Source organism: Chromobacterium sp. ASV23 (assembly GCF_016428945.1).
GTDB lineage: Bacteria > Pseudomonadota > Gammaproteobacteria > Burkholderiales > Chromobacteriaceae > Chromobacterium > Chromobacterium sinusclupearum.
Window position 1 is genome coordinate 1 of record NZ_JAELTR010000062.1, and the last position, 23033, is coordinate 23033.

Below are 23033 nucleotides of genomic sequence, written 5' to 3' on the forward strand. Positions count from 1 at the left end.
TTTAGACCTCGGTGCAATGGGAAACAGTTTGGAAGATTAATGGCTATGGCTCAACCAAAGACAACGACGGCAAAGACTCAGCCAAAAGAAATGAATGCGGTAGTCGAGCACCGTGATGATGTGTATGTCCTCGTGATAGGGTTTGAGGTCAATAATCCGGTCTATCGTGAAACGCCAATTGAATTTGGCGTGACAAAGAAAGTTCACTACGTCCTAGAAGACCCAGGTCACACCTTCATGTATCTGACCAAGAATCTGAAGGTTACGTTCTTTTTTAGCCTTGGCCCACATGTCGGCGCCTCGACGGCTGAAAGAATGATGGGGAAGGGAACACCGGAGTATAAGATCCCCGGCTTAACCCGTTTGTATAGGCTCATTATCACCGAGTCTCAATATGAGAAGATGTTTGCCAAGGGTAAGGAGTATCGTAACGACGTCCTGGCCGGCAAGCGCTATTACAATATCTTCAAGAATTTCACCTGCGCCAGAAGCGCGAGGGACATCATCGCGGCTGGTTGGCCGGGTGTTCCTGCGGGCGCCAGTCCGATCGGCACCCCTATCCCGACAAAAGAGGACTATGTGAACCCATATGCTTTTTATGAGGCAATCCACAACAAGTTTCCAAATGGAGAGGTTGTGCTGCCAGAGAATAGAGGGAAATGGCAGGAGTTGATGTCGAATTCAAATGACTACCCCGGAACAGAACCTGACCCCTCTTTATATCCGGCATCTTGGCCAATGAAGAAGACTACTGATGAGTAAAAAGAGATCACTCATACTGATTCTGCCAGTAATGTGCGCCGTGCTTTTAGGAGTGGTAGTCATGAATAATACAAGCAGCAATAGCCAATCTATAAAAATCGTTAATCAGATTCGAGATCAGAGTGGCGCGATAACAGAGTATGTTCCTTTCACGAATGATGGAATGAGCAAGAAGGTCTTCAATTCCATCGAGAGGGATAACTTAGAGAGCTTCATTTCCAAAAATATGGATATACTGGTGGGCGCGGTCTCTGATATGGATGTGATTGAACGTGACCCAAACGTGCAGTTTGAATACTTTGTCCCAAAATTACCTACAGTTCCTGTCACGGTTGCCGATATGCGATATACGTTTGTCGTGGCAAAGCCATCGCCAACTTCAAAAGGTATAGTGGGGGATTTTTTTAGCTCAATAGAGAGAAAGGGTGAAAGCACGCCGTGGGAATATAGCTATATTTCTCTAAGAAATGGCAAGAATATACCGACCCTGACAAAATACGATCAAAAAGTATTTGATAGACTTGGTCTGAAATTTTCCGAGAAGTTCTTCCTGTCCGACCTCAAGTCGGGGAGGCGGGCTTTAGATTTCTACCAATCAACGGATTACAAGAAGTTTTCAGAATCTGGCGATAATGCCGCCAACTTCGTCTTCTATAAATTCACCACAACAAGAAACTCTATTCCTCTTACCGTGGTGTTCGGCGTCCTTGAGGATCAATATGACGAGAGTGCGGAATTCCCCCGCAACTGGTTCGACATCTACATGAAACGCGAAAGTTGATGCGGCTCGGTGCCATCTTTCTCGTGCTTTTGGCGCCAGCCAGCCTGGCTGCCAAACACACAGATGCGGACTTGCAGAGCTTCAAGGCAGAGGCCGAAGTCTGCGTTCATCTGGCCGGCGAGTGGGATGTGGATCTGCCTGATGAGAACAAGGCCGAAATCAAGCGGGGCATGAACGAGAGCTGCGGCCGGGCCAAAGCCCTGTATCCCGTCTTGCAGAGGCGGTATCCACACGACCCGGCCGTCAAGCAGCTTTTGCGAAAATACCGGGACTTGAAGAATTACCAAGCCTGGAGCTGAGCGGGCAGAGTCGCAGCGTGTTTGGAGTGTCGCATAGCTAACGTGGATCTAGCAATTTTAGGGCACCTAGAGCCCTCCTTTTTGCGAGAATCGCCTCGTAACTTATTGATTTTGTTACGTCGCCATTTTGAAAAATGAGGTTTTTGAGGCCCTGCTTAGTCTTGGCTTGCATGTCGGTGTTCCCACCGTGCAACGACGGTGGGGAAGGGCATGCCGAAATGCTTGGTTCCCAGGCCCAGGTGCTTGTATCGAATCATTATCACCGAGACCTATACGAGAAAATGCACGCCAAGGGCAAAGAATATAGAGCTGATGTAGCGGCAGGAAAGCGTTACTAGAATGTTTTACAAATTTTCACCTGCGCAAGAAGCGCATAGATATTATTGCCGTCGACTGGCCGAGTATCCCCAAAGGCGAATGCGTTTTTGGTAACTCTCAAATTGCCAACGATATGGTAGTGAGCTCTTGTGTATTCCGTGAGGATATTCGAAACAAATATGGATATCACGAAATTGAGCTGTGTGAAAATAGGAAAAAATGGAATTGAATTACGGTCGTGGCCGACAAATATCCTGCTTATAGCCTGATCCGATAATTGATAAAAGCAAGTGGGGCTTCGACCAAGAGTCTGAGAAAAGTGATTACGTGCCGGATCATGTATTGTGGCAACTCCCAGTCAATATGGTCTGGCCATGGGAGCAAAGATGGTGAAGCTCACGAAAAAGAAGAAGCTATACGCGGCCGCCTCAATAGCAGCAATATCACTATTAATCTTCGTAGCTGTTAAAACGAACTTGCCAGAACAAGAAAATGAACCCAAAGTAATTCATGGAATAACAGATGAGACAGGTGTATATAAAAACTACACTGATTTTATAAATGAAAATGCAACCAAAAAGAAGCTCAATGAGGTTGAGAGGAAAAATCTACTGTCGTTCATGGAGGAAAATATAAGAATATTAAGTGGCGATGTATCGGTAGATGATATTGAAAAGCACAATGAAAATATAGTTGTCAAATACTCAGTCCCAAAATTATCTCTTGCACCAGTCACTGGTGCTTTTCTGTATTACACCTTTATCATTAAGCCCCCATCCATGGGGGTAAACGGTATTGCGGGATCATATCTTGGTCACATTGAACGAGCAGATGAAAAGTCCCCATGGGAATATGCCGACATCTCGATGGTGGATGCTAATGACGTAACTATTTATACCAACTTCACATCTGCAGATGTCGAAACATTAAAATTAAAGCCAGAAAAGAGATTCTTCAGGGACGACTTGGCTTCTGGCACAGAAGCAATTAATTTCTCTACAAGACATGACTACAAAAAATTCGTCAATTCAAACGATAATGGCGCTAACTACGCTTATTATAGATACTCGACCGTTCGGAGTGGAGTAAAAGTGTCTGTTGTCTTTGGAGTTAAGAAGGCTCAATACGACGAGGCTGCGGCAGTTCCCAGCAACTGGTTCTATGTCTACATGAAGCGCGAAGGTTGATATGTTTGGATGCCTTATGGCATTACGCTGCTAATTCCTTTGTGAATTCGCTGTTGATTGAAGTTTTGTTAATTATGGCGGCTGTGTTGTTCGGTGGATTGATTTGCATATTATAGGAGGTTGGATATGATGTTTGATGTTAAGTGGAGCTTCTTGCCACAGTTAATTTATTTTATGCTCACTTTAATGAGGGGTGAGTTGAGGTTGACTAAGTTTGATATTTTTATTTATTTCGGTATTCCTGTTGTTTTAATCGCTTCTGCGTTTATTTCTCTTATTATACCAGCTCCGCTTATTCCATCAAACTTGCCAGGTTGGGAATGGTTGTCGTTTTTTCTGGGGTATATGGGTGCAGTTTGTTTGGGGTGCGGCATTTTATTGGCTGTTCTGAGGTTTGTCTTAAATAAAATTAAATTAAGAATTAAAGCGAAGGTGATTGGCTGAAATTAATTTCAGGCTGGGTTTTTAGCGGCTGTTATAAAAGAGGCCATATCTTCATCGAAGGCTTGAGTTGGCATATGATAAAACGGATGTGGATCGTCTTTTGTCTGCCTCTTACGGTGCAGGCAGGCGATCTTTTTTATGGTTACGAGGCCTACTACACTATGCAGCCTGGCCGGCTGTTCAGCGGCAACGGCCATGACCTTGAGCCATTCAGCGAGGTAGGCACAGACGGCGTTATCTTCGGCTGGAGGGGAAGAGATGCCGGCTGGTCGCACACTGTTGAGCTTCGTGATGGCCGAATCAAGCTCGATGGGAAAATCCTGTCGGAGCGCACTGTGAAGGCTTTTCCAGGTGCAAGTGTTTACGCCGGTGATCTTGATCGAAGTTCCGTGGTGTTTTTTGCCGGCACATGGGCATGCATAGAAGACACTCCTCCATCGGCGTCCGGCACGGCCGCGCGTCACAAGTCGGTTTACCTCATCAAACAGGGTAAGCAGCGCCAGGCGTGGAAGCTCCCGACCCTCTTCGCGTCTTGTCTGGGCGTTCGCATGAAGGCTGGGCAACCCACCTTCGACAAGGTGGAATACCGCTACCAGAACGGCAACGACGCGCCTGTTGGTGTGACGTTTATCGAGTATGCGATCAAGGGCGGTGGGTTTGTCGAAACGGGCATCGTGCGCAATGCAACCTTCGTCGAGGGCGATAACGTCTACAAGTTCGCTCTTTAGATCGCGGTTAACAGGAACGATAATCTACTGTATTACGGGTTGCTCACCGGTCACTTGTGAGTAAGGGTAGAGGGGTTTCGCACTAGCACCAACTCCGCTCTTGGTGGTGCCCTTCCATGAACCGTGATGCGCCGGCGGAACGGTCTGGTTCATTTCTCGCCCTCTGCAATATGTTAGCCGGCGTCCCATGCCGGCGCAATACCCGCAATCCATCCTACCAGCCGCTCAATGCAGTAACCTCGCTGGATCGAATCGGCTTATATCGATGGTTGTGCTATCCGCATGCTCGGCTTTGTATGGAAGGCAAGTCCGATTATCTTCCGTGCTGATTCTTTATTGCCTGTTTATGACGGGTTTGGCGCATTTTTCTGTTGCGATGCTACCTGTCCATGTCCGGTGTTGTCATTGTGCGTTATAGCCCTTTTCTGTAGCTTCCATAGGGGGATTTACGCTATTGCGAATCAGAATGTTTGTTGCTGCGATTATAGGTGCCAAATGGTGCCAAGACTAGGTGGGTATCACCGGCTTTGGGGCGAACTTGCAATATCAGTCAGTTATGATAGGATTGCCGGAGCTGGGGGGGTGTTGCCGCCGTAGCCGTTACTGTTTTCACGGTGTAATCAAACGGTCGGACAGTAACGTAGCTCTGTCAAATTAATGGCGGGGTGAACTAGATGGATGTGCGGAAGTTCTACGGTAGAGTTGCTCTCGAAAGAGAGTGTCATGAGCCGGAGCACTAGGCTGGGGAGATTGGCTGACCTCTTTGATCTCCCCTCGCTGATATAATCATGACTGTAAGAGGAAGGAACCGTGAACTAGGAGTTTAGTCACTGTGCCATGCCGCTCAACTAAGGGACTTCCCGATCTCAATGGGAAAACCCTTAGGTGAGTTGTTGGCTCCCCATACCTAGGGCCTTCAATAAAATAAAGAATAAAAAATATAAGTATAAATTTCTTATTCCTAATGCCCTTTTTGCGTCCTTCTACTGGAAGAGTCGGATTCTTGTAAAACCTTCCTTTGTCCTGCGGTGTTTCTTCTCTTCAAGTATCGTTGTTGGCTGCGGGTGGTGCATGCCGTTCATGTATTTGACTAGGCGCTGCAGCTACTTCTCAAGGTGGGTTGCATCTCCTTGAGGATGCTGCCGTGATCGAAGTGATATGGCCTGACAGCTGCAAGCAAGCGAGGTGGCCACGCTGAGCGGTCGCTCCTGAATTGCCCGCTGCAGGCGAAACCACGTTGATTGTGCTTCCTCGCGGTCATACAATAGCTGAACCAGCATTTGTCGCAGTAATCAAATTTCCCCAGTTTTTTGTAAACTACCCTTCAGGTAAGGTAGATTAATTCATCATTATTTTCGAGGGGCTGATCGATTGGGAGCGGTCATCGGATGTCTTTCAAGGCAGGCTGCTAGTGAATGATGTGCTGTGGCGAATTTGATTTTTATGCTTGGTTTTCTAGATCTAAGAAGGATGGGGTCAATCCAACATTGAGGGTTGAGTGATGACTTTTTACCAGCTGTTTATGGGAGTGGCGGCTATCGTGGGCGGAAGTGCTGTGGCACTGACTGTTTTTGTTTCTTTCAAAGTCCGTTTGGCCCGAAAACAGTGTCAAAGAGAAGTGAAAAACTCATGTCTTAATGAGGCTTCCCCTGGCGTTGGAATCGGTCGCAAAAAAATAGCGACAAAGCGTATGGTCAGTCGCAATCCGTTGCGATCTCTTCGCCATCATCGTGTATCAGTATTTCTTTCTCGTCGTAGTAATTGAGTCTGACTACTCACAAAGATATGAATAATGAAATGGGTGAAAGTCAATTTCATATCCCACACCGGGTTATCCAAGCCGTTGTTGATGGTGCGGCGCCAGTTAAGGCTTGGCGAGAGTATCTTGGATTCACAGAAGTGGAGATGGCTGAGCGATTAGATATCGAGGTGGTTGATTATCGTCGATGGGAGTCCACTCAGCAAAAATCTGACTACGTTATCCAGATAATTGCTGTCGCTATGGGCATTCATGTGTCACAGCTTGATTTTTGATGATTCAGGAGTTTCGTTATCTAGCAGCGAAGTCTTAGAAAATTAGCGCTGTCCTGTATCCATTGCTGCCTTGTTTTTCCAATAATGGTCCTCCTTTCCATCCATTTGTTCATTTAAAAACTTGGCTAATCGTCAAATAGCTTATCCTTCGGTCTCATCAGTTTTGAATTTTTTTTGGGGTTAGGCGATGTTTGCGCGATGCGAGCCTCCGGCTGGACCCGCTGATCCTTCATTGAATTGAAAGCGCGCACGTTGAGGAGGACGTGGCAGTGAACCAGCCTGCAACCATCATCGTGATGCCGGGCTATTGGAGCGCCGTCACCGGCGTTTACGCAGTGGAGATCAGCGCCGGAATTGTCCACGTAGCCTGGATGTCACCGGTCGCGCCATCAAATCGGCGTTCTACAACGCTACACTAGCGGCGGCAATCACGGTGATTCTGCGAGACATGACCGGCAAATTTCAATTGAAGATGCCGCTGGGGGACTCGGGGGCGCTACTGTTGGAGATAGCCCTCTTCTATGCAGGGTTTTAAGTGGTCGCTATTCTATTCTCAGGGATGGCGGACGAAAGTAAGCGGGAGCGTAATGAACGTGATTGCACAACTGACCTTCATGGACCTGTTCCACATCTTCTTCGGGTCTGCACTGGGCATCGGCGCTATCGTCGCGTTCATTGCGCAGCGCCGGGTTTGGCAGATGCGTAGAGCGCGTGCGGCGGCAGCGAGCGCAGACAAAGCGGACGCGCAGGCCCAGGCTGCAGCGCTATCCGTCAATGATGAAATGCTTGCCATCCTCAATACTGTCTTAAAAACTGCCTCTGCTACCGCTTTGACGCATCTTCAGAAAAGCCGCTACAGACCGAGTTCGCCCGAGTCGCACCGGAAGGTCAGTTTGGGGCCCACGTCCGCCCGCTTCCGTCATGCAGCCATTCGGGATTAGCATGGTGGTCTGGTCGCAAGCTAAACAAACCACTACAAACAGCGCAAGCCTCGGCACAGTCTGGGGCTTGTTCTTTGCCTGCGCCCGCCCTGCAGAATAAACCTCATGCGCAGCACTGCTCGGGGTAGTCAACGGGTTGGGTTGTCGTTGGTGGGGCCGACCCCATCAGACCCGCACGCCTAACGAGGTGGCGCCATTACCGGCGTCGCCGCAGTGAAAATCAGCACTCGGAAGGTCTACACCCTAGACGCCGCCGGCCGGGCCATCAAGTCGGCCTTTTACAACGCTGCGGATAGGGTGGGTTCCATGTCACCGCAGCAACTGGTCGATTTCGTCAATCGAGATTGAAATTTTTGGGAGCTATTCCTGCGTCATGTATTCTAGCCACTCCGATCAATAGCCCTGGAGGCGCGAATATGTTTTTAACCATCGAACGCTGGGAATATGCCCCGTATCTACAGTATGAGGACGATACCCAGCTGCACATCGAAGCCCGACCCTGCACTCTGGGGATTAACGTGCGGAATATTGCTTCCTACCAAAGAATTCACGCGCACATCATGATTGACGGGATGCCGAGCGTTGATGATGATCCGTTGTCGGCGGTGCTGATTCGCATGACCAACGATGATATCCATGTCGTCCTAGACGAATGCGAGAAGCCATTTGCTGACGCGCTAGACGAGGCCATCAAGGGACGCAATGTAGATTTGGGAATGTCGAGACACCGAGCAGCCCTAATCTCCGGGCTTACTTATACGTCCTAAGCATGAAAGCCCCCGACTCGGGGCTTTTCTTTTCCCCGCTAGTCCGGTGATAGACTCGCCTCCGAAAAGTCCCGCAATCATGGAGAATGAAATGTCAATTAGTGATCGGCTGAGGGAAGAGCGCAAACGACTCAAGCTGACGCAGCAAGCAGCCGCCGACCAAGCAGGAGTAAGCCGAGAGATGTGGGGAAGATACGAAAAGGGCGACGCACTGCCGGGTGGCGAGCCGCTGCTCGGGTTCGCCCTGGCCGGCGCCAATATACAGTATGTTCTGACCGGGCATTACACAGACCAGGCGCTGTCCGGCTACGAGCAGGAGCTGCTGAGGTTATTTCGTGCAGCCGACACCGGGACAAGGGCCGCTATTCTCACCCTGTTAAATGGGATTGTCAGGCCATCTCCAGGCACTGAGAAATAAGGCCGCCTAGATGGCTAATGCCGTTCACTTAAGGATTTTCGGGCGACTTTTCTGGCCTTGAGAGCACAGGAATCCACAAAAAAAGCACCGTTTCCCATGCACGGAGACGGTGCTTTTCTCTTAAGTAAACGGCATTACGCCTAGATGGCGGCCTTTTCGCTTACATCATCTTGCCGGCAATCGCCATCAGCGCGGGCACCAAGCGGTTATCTGTAGCCGCTCGCGTTTGATGCTTGTGCGCTCACAATAATTGCAATTGGCCGAGACGCCACATCTAGCCCGGCTGGCGATAGTTGGGATGCCCTGGCGTTCTTTCGCCGCGTGCGTTCGCCCAAAAGAACGTAGCATGATGCCGATAGACCTTGGCGGCGTCTTGGAGATCAAAGGCTGTTGCCAGTATCAGACTGAGAAGAAGCCGCACCAGCTCCAAACTGTCGTTATAGAAGCCTTCGATTTCTTCGTCCGTAGCATCTGCCATGTTGGGGCTTGCAGGGGCAATCTGGCGATGTGCCAGGCGCTCATTGCGCAGCGTCCGCAGGTTCTCCAATACGGGCTTCCCTGCGCCGTCCTTGTATTTCCCAACCAATTTCAACGCTGCGTCCTTCTCGGGTTGCAGTGCTTCCCGCATGGCAGGGACTACCCCGGTGGACGCAAGCCCAGTGCCTCGTGCGCGATCGGCAACGAGGGCATCGAAGAACTTCTTGTCCCGCAACTTCTCTGCAATAGCGGTCATCCTAAGCGATTGGGTGTTGGTGTCCCATAGCCGCAGCAGGGTGAGTAACATTTCTCGCCGAAGTGACATTCTCACAATCTGGAAAGAATGAGTCGCATACGAGTTCCCCATCCGCTTGTGTAGGTCTTCATCATATGCGGCCGGCTTCCAGGTCTCATGGAACATGATGGCCAGCGCAATTTCGCTTTGGGCGGCCCTCACCGCGTCTTTGACATTATTGATCTCGGCTTCAAGGTCTCGCATCGACACCTCAGGAATTGTGCCAGTCACAGTGGCAAGCCCGCGCGCAGCATTTGGTCGCGCCCAAGATGGTCCAGTTTCCACACCACCAGGCCAACCAAGCCCAAGGTCATCGGGAACGTCATTTGCGACTCCATTTCGTTAATGCAGACACGTCGTCTGCATATGAGTAAAGCGCCGGCAGCCGACCATGATTGAAGGGAAAATTCACATCCTCAGCAACCCTGCCGTTTTGCAATGCTATTTTCCTTCCGTTTCAGCCTGTTGTCATCTCCAAACGCGCTGAGTGACCACCCCCTAAATTTCCCCTGAAACCGCCCCGTCAAACCCGCAATTCCCGCCCCAGAAACGCCCCGCCTGACCCGCCATTCGCCGGAACAACCCTGACCCCGCCCGAACCCAGCAGAAGAGCAAGAAAGCACTTTTCCTCGCCCGCCGAGAAGCCCCGGTCTTCAAAAAGAAAAAATCGTTCACCCGATGCCGCGCCGGAAACTGAACTTCGATGGCATTGAGTAAAGGAGGGGCAACAGATCGTGTTGCAAGATGGTGGTGAGGATTGGGCTATCCATATGCTGAGTTTATTAAAATCAATTTATTAATATCCTTTCTCAATCAGTGCTCATGTGAAAAAAATATTCTTCCGTAAAATCAATCAATTATAAATTCGGCTAAATTTCAGTATCGGCTGACTATAATATCAGTCAGTGCTGACTTACCAAGGCGGCAAGCAGGTTTGAAAGGCGTTCATTTTGATTGCCTATCCGCTTTACGGCAATTTTGAATATGTGAATTCATATGTATAAAGATATCTTTTCTAAGCTTGAATTTGTAGTGGATGTTGTTGACGTTGAAGCGTTTCAGGATGGCAACGAAAATGGCCAACTGATTAGGATTACGGACTATACGAATCATGTAGATGTTGAGCGGCGATATATCGAGAAGAAAAGGTCAAAGGGGTTTGATAAATTCATTTTGAAAAAAATAGAAGTTTCATTTGATGTTTGGGGGGTGAAGCAGATCGTCCTTCCATTTTTAGTTGACCTAGTGGCAAATTGTAAATCCTCGCTTGGGGATGTTAGATATGTATTTAATGCTGGAAATTGCGGAAATGGAAAGCCTTTTCTTCATACAGAGTGGCCTATGAGTAAAGAGCAAATGCTGAATGGGTTAAGGCTTGGCGGCACACTCTATATGGGGAATCAGCGACCACGCTATGGCAGTCCGCCATCACCCATCTCCTACCGAGCCTATTGGAAGGCTACTGATGGGCAGAAAGACAATCTTCCGATCGCCTTGCCACCCGAGCTGCACCGCGGCCGGTTCGAGGTTACGTTGCAGAACACTGGATTGCCTATCAACACATGGGAAGAATGGGTTGCTTTCGATGTCTTGAGTCTGGCTAAACACTTTGCCCAGCAGATCCCTGGGGAACGCTCAATCCCGGGGATTCGCGGTTTGGTCCGGCCTGGCCGGCGCCGGGAAATGGGACATGCAGAAGCGCGTGACTTTCGTCGGGTGCATGGGCATCCCCCTGCGCTCCACTTCGGTCATTCAAATGCGCAGTTGAACCGGCTGATGCGTGATCGGCTCCGCACGTTGCAGAGCCGCTTGAACACGGGCCAGCCACTTGGCTGAGCCCCGGTTCGTCAAAAATTTGAGGGAAAAACGTGCCGGGACCCCTGCTCCTGGCCCGGTGGAGTGGGGTGGGGCTTCTAAATAAAACAAGGGATTGAGTTGTGCTTGGTGTCTGGGCGGGGCTGCGGTGGACTCGCCGCTAACTTAATATAGTCTTATACCTCTGTAGCCCTCCCCCTGCTTCTACGCCTCTCTTGCCTTCCAGATGCATTGGATATGCCTTCCCCATGCATCCCTTTCTTCTCTCTATGAAAAGCTTCTCTATGGGGGGAGCTTCTTTCTGATGGACGTCTCAGTAGGCTTTTTTCTTCTACTGTATCCGGGAGGAGGGAAGCAGGGTTTCATCTGGATACCGGAAGTCTTAGAGATTACCAGGATAGACGCTATCCAGTGCTTTGTTATCTGCCGATGTGGGTGATGTCCTTTCCTCTTGGAAACGCTTTTCTCTTACTGGTGGGCATCAGATGGGGCTGATGTGAAGTGATATCGCTTGTTTTCAGTTCAATCCATATCAACTGGGGTGATGTCATTTGGTTTGAATGCACTTGGATTGCTACCAGTTCATATCAAATCATATCAAACGGCTGAAGGCTTGGGCACCGGTAGTCCCGCTTGTTCGGATCAGCCATTTAAACGCCCATAGGCGGGGTTTTGGAGAGCTTGGTGTCCTGAGGGAGGGGTGGCGCATGCGATGCGCCTGTAGCCCGTTTATGCGGCTTTGGGGCGTGAGCTTGATCTGCTGGGAGCAGGAATCTGCCGGTAGGCGCTGTCTTGGGTGCCAGCATGATAGATGGTTGAATGCTGTGGAGAGCCGCGACTCGTAGCCAGATCATGACTCGGGCTCTTTAGAGGCCATTTTTACGCTGTTTGGCGCATGATTTTCGTTTGACGCAGACAGGGCAGCCTGCTTGTTTTGGGCCGTTATGGGCTGTTTCTGGGCCCGGAAAAGGAGGGCAGGGACGGCGCCAGACACCAGCTTGGTGCCCGGCTTGTTTGCAGTCCGCGTGAGAGTGTTAGCGCTGCGCCCCTCGGCGGTTTTCTCCCTGTTTGCGCAGCATTTCATACAGCTGGCCCGGTCCCAGCAGTGTGTCGCGGATGCCGTCCCGCACCTTGCTGGAGTTGAGCGCTTGCGAACTCATGCTGTTGTGGGCATCCAGTGCGTCCATGATGGCGTTCAGCAGCGACTGGGCCAGGTCCGGCGAGTTGGAGAACTGCTCCTTGGTGTTGTTCATGGCCTGGTCGATCAGCAGCTCGTCTTCCAGCAGCTTGCCCTTGATCACGCCGTTCACGTAGACCAGCTGGTCGCCGTCGGTCAGCTCGCCTTCAAACAGGCCGTTCACCTTGGCGATGATCTCGTCCAGCAGCGCCTTTTCCTTGTCCTGCAGCGCGCCGGAGCCGGTGGCGTCGATAGGCGGCAGCTTGGGCGTTTCGCCTTCGGACAGGTTGAGCCGCTGCCGGCCCTTGTCGCGCAGGGAGTGGTGGGTCAACACCAGCTTGGACAGGTCAACCGTCTCGCGCTCGCGGCCAAACTCCAGCAGCGGGATCAGGCGCTTGTAGAACAGATAGCGCTTCTCGATGTCGGTGTTGCCGTAGTCGAAGATCTGCGACAGGAAGGCATACAGCCGCAGATAGGCGCCCATATCGCCCTTGAACAGCACCAGCGCGTCCTGTTTGTCCTTGGCGGCTTGGGCGGCTGGCTCGTCCTCTCGGGCCAGGGCGTCGATGCGTTCCTGCTGCGCGGCGCCGTAGCGTTTGAGCAGCCTATCCGCAACGGGCGCGATAGCGGCGACTAGGTCGCTTTGCTTGGCCTTGGGGTTGGTTTCCACCGCGGCCACCCGGTCCACTTCGAAGTCGTCGTAGTAGCCCTGGGAGTCCAGCTTGGCGCGCAGGTCATAACCAGTTGAAACGGCTAGCAAAAAGAGTTGATTCCTACACTTACGGCGACTGCCTTTTCGGAATTACTCCACTCCCAAGGCCTTGAAGGCGGCGTCTACAGGGTCTGAATAGAAGCTGGTCTGAAATTTTGCGAACAACTCACCCGGAACGCTAGGAATATCAACCACGCTGGACATTGGCAGCAAGATCCGTTTACCTCCGGCATCGAAGGCTACTTGCAGGGTTTCTGCAAGGTTTCTCACCTGGACAACAGTTCCCCCCAGGCTCATGTCACCAAGCACCACCATCTGCGGCTGGATCGGCTTGCCCAATGCGGCGGAGCACAAGGCAATGAAACTAGCCAGGGTGAGCGTTTCCGGGTCTCCTGTATGTTGCAGCTCGACCAAATGCAGGTGGAAATCGGTTTCTCCAGCCCTGATCCCGGCACTGACACGCGAAGCATTGGCCTTGAAGTAGTCAAAGGCGATCTTGACGGGTTCTCTGGGTGCTGCGCCGGATACGGACAGCTTGCCACCACCTGCCATGGTCTGGATTTCCAGGCGATAGCTGCCTGGCATCTCACTCTTGCCCATGCTGATGGTGTGCAGGGTGCCTGGGTTCAGGCGACCTTCCGGAATCAGAGCGCCACCGGATTGCTCCGGCACGGTGACAAAGCGTTCCTGTCCATCTTCCAGGTCAATGTAGCTGAAATGGACATCGTAGAACTCCATGCCACCAATCTTCTTCAGCTGCTCCTTCACTCGACGGCGGGTTTCCAGTGCGTATTCAAGGCAGTTACGCACGGTTTCCTTGGTGTATTCACCATGCGGTGCAATCAGCTTCAGCAGGCCGGACGTGGTGCGTCGAACGGCAATGGTATCGCGCTGATTGAGGTTGTTACCCAAGCGGAACCACTTGTCGATAGCGTCGGCAAAGTTGCGCTTGCGCATTTCACGGAGAAACTCGGCCAGGTAGTCAACAATCATGCCGTATTGGTTAGTGAAGAACTCCGGCCGCATCTTGGGGATTTCCCAGCCAGGCACATAGGCGTGGAAGCGGTCGAAGAAGGCGGAGTCGATCATCACCTCCGGAAAGGGGGCCAGAAGGTGGCTGGTTTTGACCAGCGACTCCACGGACTGGTTAATGTTGCCGATAAACACCATGGACGCGCTGGCATTGATGGAGTCTCGCCCGCGGCTGAAGGAGCCAGAGGCCATGTAGTCCTTCATGATCTGAACGCCGTCATGATCTTTGAAGTTGATGCCGGCCACCTCGTCGAAGGCCACCACATCCCATAGACCCACCAGCCCCACCCTGCGGCTACTCATGTTGTAGAACAGGTTGGCTACTGTGGTCTGGCCACCGGAAACCAGAATACTGTTCGGGCTGATTTCCTTGTAGATGTGGCTTTTGCCGGTGCCGCGTGGCCCCAATTCACAGAAGTTGTAGTTGTTCTCCACCAGCGGAATCATGCGTGCCAGCAGGTGCCACTTTGCCCGTTCCTTGAAGCAGGCCGGCTCCATGCCTGTGGCCCGGATCAAGGCATCAATCCATTGTTGATCACTGAATGCCCTACGTCCCTCAAACAGCCCTTGCATATCCATATTAGGCATCTGGATAGGCTTGAGGTCGGTCACAATGAAGGGCGAGCCTTTCTGGTTTTCTTCGAAGAGATACTGGACGGTAATGATGCACCAGATGCCACCCACCAGCAGTTTTTCAAACTGGCGCACGAAGCGATCAGATATCTCAGCATTCTTCACGCCCAGATTGGATAGCAAGGCTTCATAGCTATCCCGTTTTTCGTTGAGCTTGACGGTCACCTTGTCGATAACCTTGTAGGTGCCACTCTCGCGGATCTTGGACTTGATCTTCTCGGCCTCGTCGGGCCGCACATAATTTTCCGCCAGGATGCGCTTTACATTGCCCAGGCCGGTTTCGATGATCTGCGGATCATCCGACGAGCAATACATGCCCAGCAGATACTCCAGCACGTAGACCGGGACGTTGGCACCTTCCTTGATCATCTTGGTCAGGTCTTTGCGCACCACCTTGCCAGCAAACTGTTGGTTGAGCAGGGTGTCCAGATCAGCGTTGGATTCAGTCATGATTGTTGTCTTCAGTTGTTCTTGCATGCTCATCGCCAGCCGGTTCGGCAATGTCGTCGCCAAAGGCGCGGGAGATAGCGTCGATGATTCGTGCTGCCAGCGCAGGTTTTTCTACTAGCAGCGGATAGCGTTTTCCCAGCTTGCCGGAGATGCGGTTACCGCTTTCCCGCACGCTACGGATGATGACGTCCAGCTCGGCATCTGGTGCTTCCAGCACTTGCTTGATTCCTTGCCGTGCCTGTTCGTTGGCATGCAGGAATTGGGCCTCTTGCCGCATTTCCCGTGTCAGTGTCTGGTCAACAATGTCTGCCAGATAGGCCACATGGGGTGTCAGATCCGGGTAGCGCCAGGCGGGCAGGGCATCCTGGTAAGCATCAAAGTGGAAGTTGTATTCCACGCCGTCTTCAGCCTGCACCGCCTCCGCAAAACGGTAATGGCTGGCATAGCGCTGCATCAGTGGGCGGGAGAATTTTTCCAGCACCCGGTCGTAATCGGCACGGTTGTAGGTGCTATGGGTGATGGTGGCCGAAACAGGCAGGATCAGTGGTGGTGGCAAGATGCCATCGCGCCGCAGCACATCATTGATCAGGAAGCGTGAGATCCGGCCATTGCCATCAGCCATGGGGTGGATGTAAACAAAGCCGAAGGAGGCTACTGCTGCACGCACCAATGCAGATATTGCCTTGGTTTTGTCCAGAAACTGCGCCAAGCCTTGCAGCATCGGGATGGTTTCATCCCAGTGCGGGCCGATGTAGTCCACCACCTGCTGATAGCGTGCGGTATGGCCAACAAACACGGGAGAACGGCGCAGGCCGTAACGCAAGGCGGCCTCCCCCAGAATGGCCCGTTGCAGGGCCGATAGCGTGTCTGGCGCAAGTGGCTGGGGGTGTATGCCGCACTCGGTCTCCATCACCGCGGCAAAGCGCCGGATGCGGTCTTCCTGCTCTTGCTCCCGCTCGATCAGAAAGCTGGCACGGCTTTCCTTGACTGTCAGCCATACCGTGCTGCGTAGCACCAGGTCGATGCCGTAATCAGCTTCCAGCGCAGCCAGATGCTCTGGAATGTCATAGCTTTCCGCGGCACGCACGGCAGGGCTGCGCCAGATGATGGGGCAGAAGTCCCGGTTGCCCGGCAGATTGTCACGCACACGCCAGCGGGCGTTATTTACCGGGCTTCCGGTCACAAACAGCTCGGCATCAAGGGCGTCAACATAATTGCCTTTGCTGACCCCGGCAAAGGTCAGCTGCTCACCCGTCAGCCATTCGTAGTAAAAACCGGCACGGCGCGCATAGGCACCGGTTGGCTCGCGCGCTATCCATTCCTCCAGTGCCTGTTTGACGCCTGGCACCTGTGCAAGCCGGGCGAGAAACTCCAGATGGATACCTTCATACTTGAAGGCGAAGGTCAGCTGATCTGCCAGATTGGCCTGTGGCTGGTAATGCTCGGTATATACTTCACGGCGCACGCCATCTGCTACCACGGTGCTGCGTGTGCGACCAATCTCGCTATGCACGGCAAAGGGATGCACCGGAGTGATCCCATAGTGTTTGGCCAACCATTGATAGCCGATGTGAGGCATGATTTTCGCTTACGCTGTCGAATAAACGCTTAGATTCTAGATCAAAACCGGAAAAATGATTACAGCGACGCTTGGTCGCTGCAATCATCACCTGAAGCTTGCTCAGAATTCATTGGCCAGTGCCAGGTCAATCTTCAAGGCAATGCGGATCACCTCGCTCTTGCCGTCCTGATCCATCCCCACCAGATAGTAATCCTTCAGCTTGTCATAGCTACCTGCCTGCACGGTGAGGATGACCGTCTTCTTGCGATCTTCCATTGAAGTCGAGGCGCTATCAAAGGTAACGGTCTGCTCATTGCTGATCAGGGTATTGCCATCCCGCAGGGAAATACGCACGGTGCGGGCCAGCACCTTGTCGGTAACCGGTTCTGTCTGGATGAATTCAAACTTCTGGATATTGGTTACCACCTTCTGCGTCAGCATCAGCGGTGCAAAACCCACTTGCGAGGTTTTGGCCTTTTCCGAATCACTCACCTTTACCGTCAGCAGGGGCACCAGCACCTCCTGTGGCATGGCGCTGCCATGCACAAACTGGGCACCGCCAGCAAAATGGAAGCGGATGGCACCCTTGGGCACCCAGAAATCAACGCTGCCCTCGGTGGTGGTATTGGCAGTTACCTGGGTATTGCCGCACCAGGCCTTGTCGGTTTTGCCCAGATTGTGGCCCAGTAGATAGCGTTTTTTCGATTTGACGATGCCTTCTGGCTTGACCTCCAGCGTGGACTTGTCGGCAGCATCAACACTGGATTGCTGATACAGAAAGCCATGGTCCGCGGTCACCAGCACCGTGGAAGCATTCAGATTGTTGATCAGCGAAGCAATCAGCTCGTCCAGTTCCTGCACGGTGTCACGCACGGCTTCAAAGGTCTTGGATTCGGACGCTGCCTTGTCGCCCAGCATGTCGATACGGTCGTGGTAGACATACACTACGCGGTAGTTACGCACCAGCTCCCGGCCTTTTTCCTTACCTAGCTCAATCAGTGCTTCCCACTTGATGGCCAGGCCATCTCGTGCAGCAAGAATGGCACTACGCTGTTCCAGAGTGCTGGTAGGTTTGCCATCCACCAGCACATCTAACTGATCATTGTGCTTGTAGGACAGCGCCGAGTGCGGCAGCAAGGCTGCCATGCCAAGCGAGGTGTAGCTGGGCAATACCCCCAGCATGCTGTCCAGCGAGGCCTTGAAACGATTGCGGCTGGTGATGTTGCGGCACAGCTCTTCAGCAGCCTCGTAGCGGAAGGCATCGGAAATCACCACAAACACCCGCTTGATATTACCCTCCAGTAGCGACTGCACCTCGCGCTGGAAGAACTGCTCCTGATTCACCTTGCCGGGAATATGCCAGCGTTGCAGCAGGCCGCTATCGCCTTCCAGCACCTTGCCCCAGGCCGTGGACAGCTGCGGGATGAACCAATCGGAGTAAAGACCTTCCACTCGCTCGCGCAAAGTGTGCAGCAGTTGCCAACCCATGGTGTCCACCTGGCTCGCCGCAAAATGGAAGTGGCGGTAATCCTGGTCAAAACGGAAGAGCTGCTGTTGGTAAGCATTGGCTGCCGTGGTGGCATCGGCAAAGCGGAAACCGCCCTTGTGCAGGGCTTGCAGATCAAACAGGTCGGCAGCAGCTTCCAAAGCCTCGTAGCAGGCTACAAGAGCGCTGGTAATCTTGCTGTTGGCCGCCAGCTTGGGGTTGGCCCAATGGCCGTCTCGGCGGCGGGTGAAAGCATTGCGCACCGTATCCAGCGCAGCACCCGCCCCCGACAGAATGCGGTTGCGCAAATCGACAATGATCAGCTTTTCCACCTCGGCAAAAGTCATGGCATCCAGCAGAGCCTCGGTGTTCAGGCCTGACAGTGCCTGGCCCAGTTGGAGCTGTTCAGCCACCTCGGCACTGATGGCGTTATAGCTGTCGAAATGCCCGATATTGGCACGCCACTGGCTGATAAACACCGATACCGTGGCGGCCTTTACCGGGTCTGGCAACAGGAAGTGCTGCAAGGACAATGGCAGCTCGCCACGAATGCCGCGTGCCAAGTCGCTCACCAGCATGTGCATGATCAGGCTGCGTAAATTTGGTGTCTCTTCACGGTAGCCGGTTTCCGCCTCCACCAGTTGCCAGAAGGCGAGCTCCAGCTCCATGGCTACCAGCTCGTCCCAGCCGCGGCTGCTGGCGTGCAGATCCACCTTTCCGTCCTGCTCCAGCGCAGTCAGCAAACGCAGCAGGATGGAAGAGAAGTCCGGCTGATCCGCCCGCACCGAAGCGGCAATCATCTTGCGATCCAGATCTGCGTCACTGTCACTTGGCAGCACCAGCTTGCCTAAGCGTGCCACTCTTTCCTTGGCGGCCAGGTATTTGCTGCGCTGTTGCAGGTGGGGCCGCAGGGCAGGGGACAAGCCCCAGTCTGCAATCAGAATGGACAAGCTGTCGGCATGGAAGGCGCGACCGCGCATGCGCACATCCAGCAGCCAGTCATGCTCCGGCGTTGGTTCGGGCTGGGTGCTGTAAAACAGCCACTTGCTGTCAGCCGGGGCCTGTTCCACCAGTAGCTTGATTTCCAGTGCAGGGGTCTCATCGACGCGCACCTTATGCACATCCGGTAGTAGAAATTGTTCGACCTCGTCCTCGTAGTGTGATTCTGTGTCATGCCAGAACACGAATCGGGTGGCGCGGAATTGTGATTCCAGTGAAATGCTAACTTTTGAGGTCATGGCTGGTGGATTCAGGCTGGCGTTACGGGGTTGGAACAGTTAATCAGACGGACAGCAACAAGCGATTTTCTTCTGACTGGAACAGGGCTTTCAGAGTCTGATCCCGTTCGGTCAACAGCGCAGCGCGCTTGTCCCCCTTTAATGCCAGGCGGAACTGGTTATTGCACCAGTCCTTGTATTCCTGGATCAGGGCCATGTAGCGCTTGATGCCTTGAGTAGAAATTTGCTCGGCGAGCACAAATTTTTCCGCATAGACATACAGCTCTTTCTCGATGAACAGGCCTTTGGGGATCAAGTCCATTGCCATGGCAACGAAGTCGATGATCAGCGTGTAATGCTCCTGGCTGATGTGATCGGAATTCTTGGCCAGTTCCATGATGTTATTGATAAACAGCATCAACTGGGCACGTTCGGTGGCCATATCGGCAAGGATGACGGGGGCGATGTCCCTGACTTCTTCATGCGCATCCGGCGATGCCAGATAATCCCGTGCTGCCTCTACCTGACCAAAATAATGCGTGATCTTCTCCATATAGAAGATGATGTTTTGCGAATGAATATCCTGCGAGATACGGTCAACCGTGCTTTGCAGCTTGTTCAGTTTCTTGGCGAGATAGGCCGTCTGAATGACGATGGCTGCCAGGATGACTCCGGTGCCAATTGCTGTGGCCATCACTGCACCTTTTTGCAGGGCTTGGGCAGATTGCAGCAAATTGCTTGGGTCTTCGATATTCACTGGCTCAAAGGGAAGTTGCTGCACTATACCCGTATGACCAGACCCCTTGGCCCAATAGACGTTTCCACGAGAAGTCGAAACCCGCATGGTTCCGGAATTAAGTCCCTCCAGCACTTCGGGACTGATCTTTTCTGTAACGATTCGGTATAGGGTTTCCATTTTGAGTGTCTTAGTAGCGGTTGACTTCAGTCAGGGTTCTGCGGATGTAGGCAATATGAACCACGCTGGGCACGGTCACGTCGTATGCCGGGCCGCCAATCGAGGCCAACAGCAGTGCACCGCTAAATGGTGTTGCAATAAGAGCTGCGGTTGCAAAGATCAAGGTTGGATTCATCTTGATAGCCTGAATGATCCGATCTGCCAGGGCTTGATCCTTATTGGTAATATTCGATGTAATGGTATCGAAAAAATCTTTACGCTGTTCTGGGGTGAGCTTGTCCCACAGCTTGCCAATCAGCCCTTCAATCAGCTGTGATTCCAGATCAAAAATGGAATCGCTCGCTTTAACCTTGATGTTCTGGCTGACGCAAACATCCATTACGATTTCACGGTAAGTCACACCTGTCCGGCGGCGGAGCAGGTTTGACACGGTGTTACCGCCATACAGTTGCAGTTCTGCCGCAATCAGATCCCAAACTTGGTTCAGCTTGTCACCTGCAGCTTTGAAACGAGGCTGGTTCAGCAACTGCTGGGATGGGCGCAGAGTGCCATTTTTGTCCCGCGTCAGATACTTTACCAGCGTGTGCAGGTCTGCATTGCTGGCATACTGCAGCACATTAAGGTCGGGGTCTTCCCGGAACTTGATTTCGAGATCGCTCAATCCGAAATTGCTTAGTTTCATGTCTAGGTCTCACTCGTCTCCGCTACCGCCAGTAATGGCTTTTACCCCATCCAGCAGGTCACCAAACTTGCCGTAGTTCACCTTTACGCCGTCGTCCAGATCTAGGCTGATGCGCATGTCGGCGTAGTGGCGCAGTTTTTCGTCGTAAAGGCGCAGTTCTTCCAGCTTCTTCTTCAGCTTGGTGATTTCCTTGTCAATGGCCTTGCGAGCAGGGGCGGAGCTGGCCTTGTCGGCATCCTCCTCCAGCAGCTTGATACGCTCGGCCATCTTGCCTGTGAGTGGCACCACGTATTCGGCGCGCATGCGCGATAGTGTGCCCTCGTTGTAGCGGTGCAGGTAGACCAGTGCCTCGAAAGCCTTTTGCTTGCCGCTGGAGAACAGCCAGTAAATCGGGCGCTTCTTGTAGGTCTGGCAGTGGTCCTTGAAGAAGCTGCCGGAGATGTAGCGGCGCAAGGACTCCTCCGGGCTTTCGTCGGCTTTCTGCCCCAGGCTTTCCGCCAGCCAGGCCAGGTTTTCTACCAGAGTTTCCTTGCCCCATACCGCCTCGATAAACTCTATCACCCGTGCGGTCGCATCATCAGTAAACCAGGCCATATCGGATACCGGCACGATGCCGTCCGCGTCCGCCGGGAAGGTGGCATAGCGTGCAGGGTCAAAGCCTTCATTACCCGCATGGGCGTAGATCAAGCCAGGCTCATCCAGACTGTAACGACCCATCATGCAGCCGATGGCGTAAGACACCAAACGTTGCATGTCCTTCTCGCGGTCTGAGTGGGTAAGTGTTATATGTTCTAATGGAACATCAGTAGAAATATCATCTTTTAAATCGTATAGTTCGACTAGGTATTTGTTGTTTTCTTCTTCACTATGTTTCATTTTTAATATGTTTTCTTTATTTAATTCGCTCCATGTTAAAAATGAATTTTCGATTAATGTATTTCTTGCTTTTATTATAGGGCTTGAAGTGAAATTCCAAGAGTGCTCATAGTTATCCCAGTCGCTTTTAGCAACATCTACTAATTTTATTGATGTGGTAATAATTTTGGTATAAATTGCTGAATTTATTTCTTTTAAGACGGGTATCTTGCTTATGTCACCAATTTCAAAATTGAGCGTCGGACTGAATATTTTAGTGTAGTAGTTTACCAGTTTTGAATTGGTTAAGCCGAGTATGAAGTAAGTTTCGTTCTCATCTGAGAATGCCGTGGGTCCTGCATTGCCAAAAATAAAGCCAGCAGGTGTTAGTCTAGTTGAGAAGTAAGAGCTTGAAATCGCTGACCATGTTACTCCTTCTTTGAAATAGTATTCTTTCCCGTCATGTCTGAAGCCTGGGTTTTTACCGGTGGCAGCATCGAGTTTTATTTTTTCTCCATTGTTTTCATAATCAACGACATATTCATGATTTCCATACCATCTTCTATAGTTACCTCCCTTGTTAAATGGGAACCATTTTTTTCCATTCTTGATGCTAAATTTATCCAGGTCAATTTCGTGCCATAATTTTAGATATAGAGAATTGTTGCCAGATGTCATGCCTTGTTTTATTGTTGTTTTTTCACCTAGTTGATATGATTCTGAAAATGTTGAAATTGCTTTTTCACTAATCCAATATGCAATTGGGTTGCCAGGGATTTCCTTGAAGCTGTCTGGCTTTGAAATATATAGCCATTCGCATGTTGAATTCTTTATTGCTTCAAGAGTTTTTATGGCCTGATTTTCGTATCCAGGGCTGTCTCTTATACACATCTGACGCTGCCGACGACAGCACGGAGGTGGGGGGGGGGGGGGGGGGGGGGGGGGGTGGGGGGGGGGGGGGGGGGGGGGGGGGGGGGGGGGGGGGGGGGGGGGGGGGGGGGGGGGGGGGGGGGGGGGGGGGGGGGGGGGGGGGGGGGGGGGGGGGG

The 23033-nt window shown here is 52.1% G+C and carries 19 protein-coding genes; 12 read left to right on the plus strand and 7 right to left on the minus strand.

Going from position 1 to position 23033, the window contains the following annotated elements:
- From JHD59_RS18700 to JHD59_RS18745, 11 genes are all read left to right on the plus strand, one after another.
- Positions 1 to 762, plus strand: a 762-nt coding sequence (locus JHD59_RS18700) for a hypothetical protein (RefSeq protein ID WP_233164391.1), incomplete at its 5' end; no start/stop codon positions are given.
- Between the two features lie 61 nt (positions 763 to 823).
- Entirely contained in the window at positions 824 to 1543 is a 720-nt protein-coding gene (locus JHD59_RS18705) for a hypothetical protein (protein WP_199155341.1), read from the plus strand.
- Positions 1543 to 1842: a hypothetical protein gene (locus JHD59_RS18710; protein ID WP_199155342.1), complete on the plus strand. Its 300-nt coding sequence runs from the start codon at positions 1543 to 1545 to the stop codon at positions 1840 to 1842. Before JHD59_RS18705 ends, JHD59_RS18710 begins: the two co-directional genes overlap by 1 nt.
- A 704-nt stretch (positions 1843 to 2546) precedes the next feature.
- Positions 2547 to 3347 (plus strand): hypothetical protein, encoded by an 801-nt coding sequence (locus JHD59_RS18715; protein ID WP_199155343.1) that lies wholly within the window; start codon positions 2547 to 2549, stop codon positions 3345 to 3347.
- A 126-nt stretch (positions 3348 to 3473) separates the two neighbouring features.
- Positions 3474 to 3791, plus strand: coding sequence for a hypothetical protein (locus JHD59_RS18720; RefSeq protein ID WP_199155344.1), 318 nt, complete (start codon positions 3474 to 3476; stop codon positions 3789 to 3791).
- A gap of 86 nt (positions 3792 to 3877) precedes the next feature.
- A complete protein-coding gene (locus JHD59_RS18725; RefSeq protein ID WP_199155345.1) occupies positions 3878 to 4519 on the plus strand; it encodes a hypothetical protein in 642 nt (213 codons plus the stop codon).
- 1501 nt (positions 4520 to 6020) lie between these two features.
- Positions 6021 to 6284, plus strand: coding sequence for a hypothetical protein (locus JHD59_RS22885; protein ID WP_233164392.1), 264 nt, complete (start codon positions 6021 to 6023; stop codon positions 6282 to 6284).
- 32 nt (positions 6285 to 6316) lie between these two features.
- Positions 6317 to 6553, plus strand: a complete 237-nt coding sequence (locus tag JHD59_RS18730; protein WP_199155346.1) for a helix-turn-helix transcriptional regulator — start codon at positions 6317 to 6319, stop codon at positions 6551 to 6553.
- 587 nt (positions 6554 to 7140) lie between these two features.
- Entirely contained in the window at positions 7141 to 7494 is a 354-nt protein-coding gene (locus tag JHD59_RS18735; RefSeq protein ID WP_199155347.1) for a hypothetical protein, read from the plus strand.
- A gap of 416 nt (positions 7495 to 7910) precedes the next feature.
- Complete coding sequence (locus JHD59_RS18740) at positions 7911 to 8261, plus strand: hypothetical protein (protein WP_199155348.1); 351 nt, start codon at positions 7911 to 7913, stop codon at positions 8259 to 8261.
- A gap of 91 nt (positions 8262 to 8352) precedes the next feature.
- Complete coding sequence (locus JHD59_RS18745; RefSeq protein ID WP_199155349.1) at positions 8353 to 8679, plus strand: helix-turn-helix transcriptional regulator; 327 nt, start codon at positions 8353 to 8355, stop codon at positions 8677 to 8679.
- A gap of 274 nt (positions 8680 to 8953) precedes the next feature.
- Here JHD59_RS18745 and JHD59_RS18750 read toward each other — a convergent pair whose 3' ends face one another.
- On the minus strand, positions 8954 to 9655 hold the full coding sequence (locus JHD59_RS18750) for a hypothetical protein (RefSeq protein WP_199155350.1): 702 nt from the start codon (positions 9653 to 9655) through the stop codon (positions 8954 to 8956).
- Positions 9656 to 10447: 792 nt separating this feature from the next.
- Between JHD59_RS18750 and JHD59_RS18755 the strand changes: the two genes are divergently transcribed.
- Positions 10448 to 11287: a hypothetical protein gene (locus tag JHD59_RS18755; protein ID WP_199155351.1), complete on the plus strand. Its 840-nt coding sequence runs from the start codon at positions 10448 to 10450 to the stop codon at positions 11285 to 11287.
- Positions 11288 to 12300: 1013 nt separating this feature from the next.
- On the opposite strand, the gene JHD59_RS18760 is transcribed toward JHD59_RS18755, so the two are convergent.
- The 6 genes from JHD59_RS18760 to JHD59_RS18785 all read right to left on the minus strand — a co-directional run bounded on the left by JHD59_RS18760 (position 12301) and on the right by JHD59_RS18785 (position 21132).
- Positions 12301 to 13203, minus strand: a complete 903-nt coding sequence (locus tag JHD59_RS18760; protein ID WP_233164393.1) for a hypothetical protein — start codon at positions 13201 to 13203, stop codon at positions 12301 to 12303.
- 42 nt (positions 13204 to 13245) lie between these two features.
- Positions 13246 to 15297, minus strand: a complete 2052-nt coding sequence (gene brxL, locus JHD59_RS18765; RefSeq protein ID WP_233164394.1) for a protease Lon-related BREX system protein BrxL — start codon at positions 15295 to 15297, stop codon at positions 13246 to 13248.
- Positions 15263 to 16849 (minus strand): Fic family protein, encoded by a 1587-nt coding sequence (locus JHD59_RS18770; RefSeq protein ID WP_199155352.1) that lies wholly within the window; start codon positions 16847 to 16849, stop codon positions 15263 to 15265. The genes brxL and JHD59_RS18770 overlap by 35 nt, the downstream gene beginning before the upstream one ends.
- Before the next feature lie 102 nt (positions 16850 to 16951).
- A complete protein-coding gene (pglZ, locus tag JHD59_RS18775) occupies positions 16952 to 19555 on the minus strand; it encodes a BREX-1 system phosphatase PglZ type A (RefSeq protein WP_199155353.1) in 2604 nt (867 codons plus the stop codon).
- A 43-nt stretch (positions 19556 to 19598) separates the two neighbouring features.
- Entirely contained in the window at positions 19599 to 20450 is an 852-nt protein-coding gene (locus tag JHD59_RS18780) for a hypothetical protein (protein ID WP_199155354.1), read from the minus strand.
- A 10-nt stretch (positions 20451 to 20460) separates the two neighbouring features.
- On the minus strand, positions 20461 to 21132 hold the full coding sequence (locus JHD59_RS18785) for a DUF3944 domain-containing protein (RefSeq protein ID WP_199155355.1): 672 nt from the start codon (positions 21130 to 21132) through the stop codon (positions 20461 to 20463).
- Positions 21133 to 23033 lie beyond the last annotated feature (1901 nt).

Coding starts and splice junctions, on each gene's coding strand:
- JHD59_RS18705 (WP_199155341.1), top strand. CDS start 824: ATGAATAATACAAGCAGCAATAGCCAATCTATAAAAATCGTTAATCAG.
- JHD59_RS18710 (WP_199155342.1), top strand. CDS start 1,543: ATGCGGCTCGGTGCCATCTTTCTCGTGCTTTTGGCGCCAGCCAGCCTG.
- JHD59_RS18715 (WP_199155343.1), top strand. CDS start 2,547: ATGGTGAAGCTCACGAAAAAGAAGAAGCTATACGCGGCCGCCTCAATA.
- JHD59_RS18720 (WP_199155344.1), top strand. CDS start 3,474: ATGATGTTTGATGTTAAGTGGAGCTTCTTGCCACAGTTAATTTATTTT.
- JHD59_RS18725 (WP_199155345.1), top strand. CDS start 3,878: ATGTGGATCGTCTTTTGTCTGCCTCTTACGGTGCAGGCAGGCGATCTT.
- JHD59_RS22885 (WP_233164392.1), top strand. CDS start 6,021: ATGACTTTTTACCAGCTGTTTATGGGAGTGGCGGCTATCGTGGGCGGA.
- JHD59_RS18730 (WP_199155346.1), top strand. CDS start 6,317: ATGGGTGAAAGTCAATTTCATATCCCACACCGGGTTATCCAAGCCGTT.
- JHD59_RS18735 (WP_199155347.1), top strand. CDS start 7,141: ATGAACGTGATTGCACAACTGACCTTCATGGACCTGTTCCACATCTTC.
- JHD59_RS18740 (WP_199155348.1), top strand. CDS start 7,911: ATGTTTTTAACCATCGAACGCTGGGAATATGCCCCGTATCTACAGTAT.
- JHD59_RS18745 (WP_199155349.1), top strand. CDS start 8,353: ATGTCAATTAGTGATCGGCTGAGGGAAGAGCGCAAACGACTCAAGCTG.
- JHD59_RS18750 (WP_199155350.1), bottom strand. CDS start 9,655: ATGCGAGACCTTGAAGCCGAGATCAATAATGTCAAAGACGCGGTGAGG.
- JHD59_RS18755 (WP_199155351.1), top strand. CDS start 10,448: ATGTATAAAGATATCTTTTCTAAGCTTGAATTTGTAGTGGATGTTGTT.
- brxL (WP_233164394.1), bottom strand. CDS start 15,297: ATGCAAGAACAACTGAAGACAACAATCATGACTGAATCCAACGCTGAT.
- JHD59_RS18770 (WP_199155352.1), bottom strand. CDS start 16,849: ATGCCTCACATCGGCTATCAATGGTTGGCCAAACACTATGGGATCACT.
- pglZ (WP_199155353.1), bottom strand. CDS start 19,555: ATGACCTCAAAAGTTAGCATTTCACTGGAATCACAATTCCGCGCCACC.
- JHD59_RS18780 (WP_199155354.1), bottom strand. CDS start 20,450: ATGGAAACCCTATACCGAATCGTTACAGAAAAGATCAGTCCCGAAGTG.
- JHD59_RS18785 (WP_199155355.1), bottom strand. CDS start 21,132: ATGAAACTAAGCAATTTCGGATTGAGCGATCTCGAAATCAAGTTCCGG.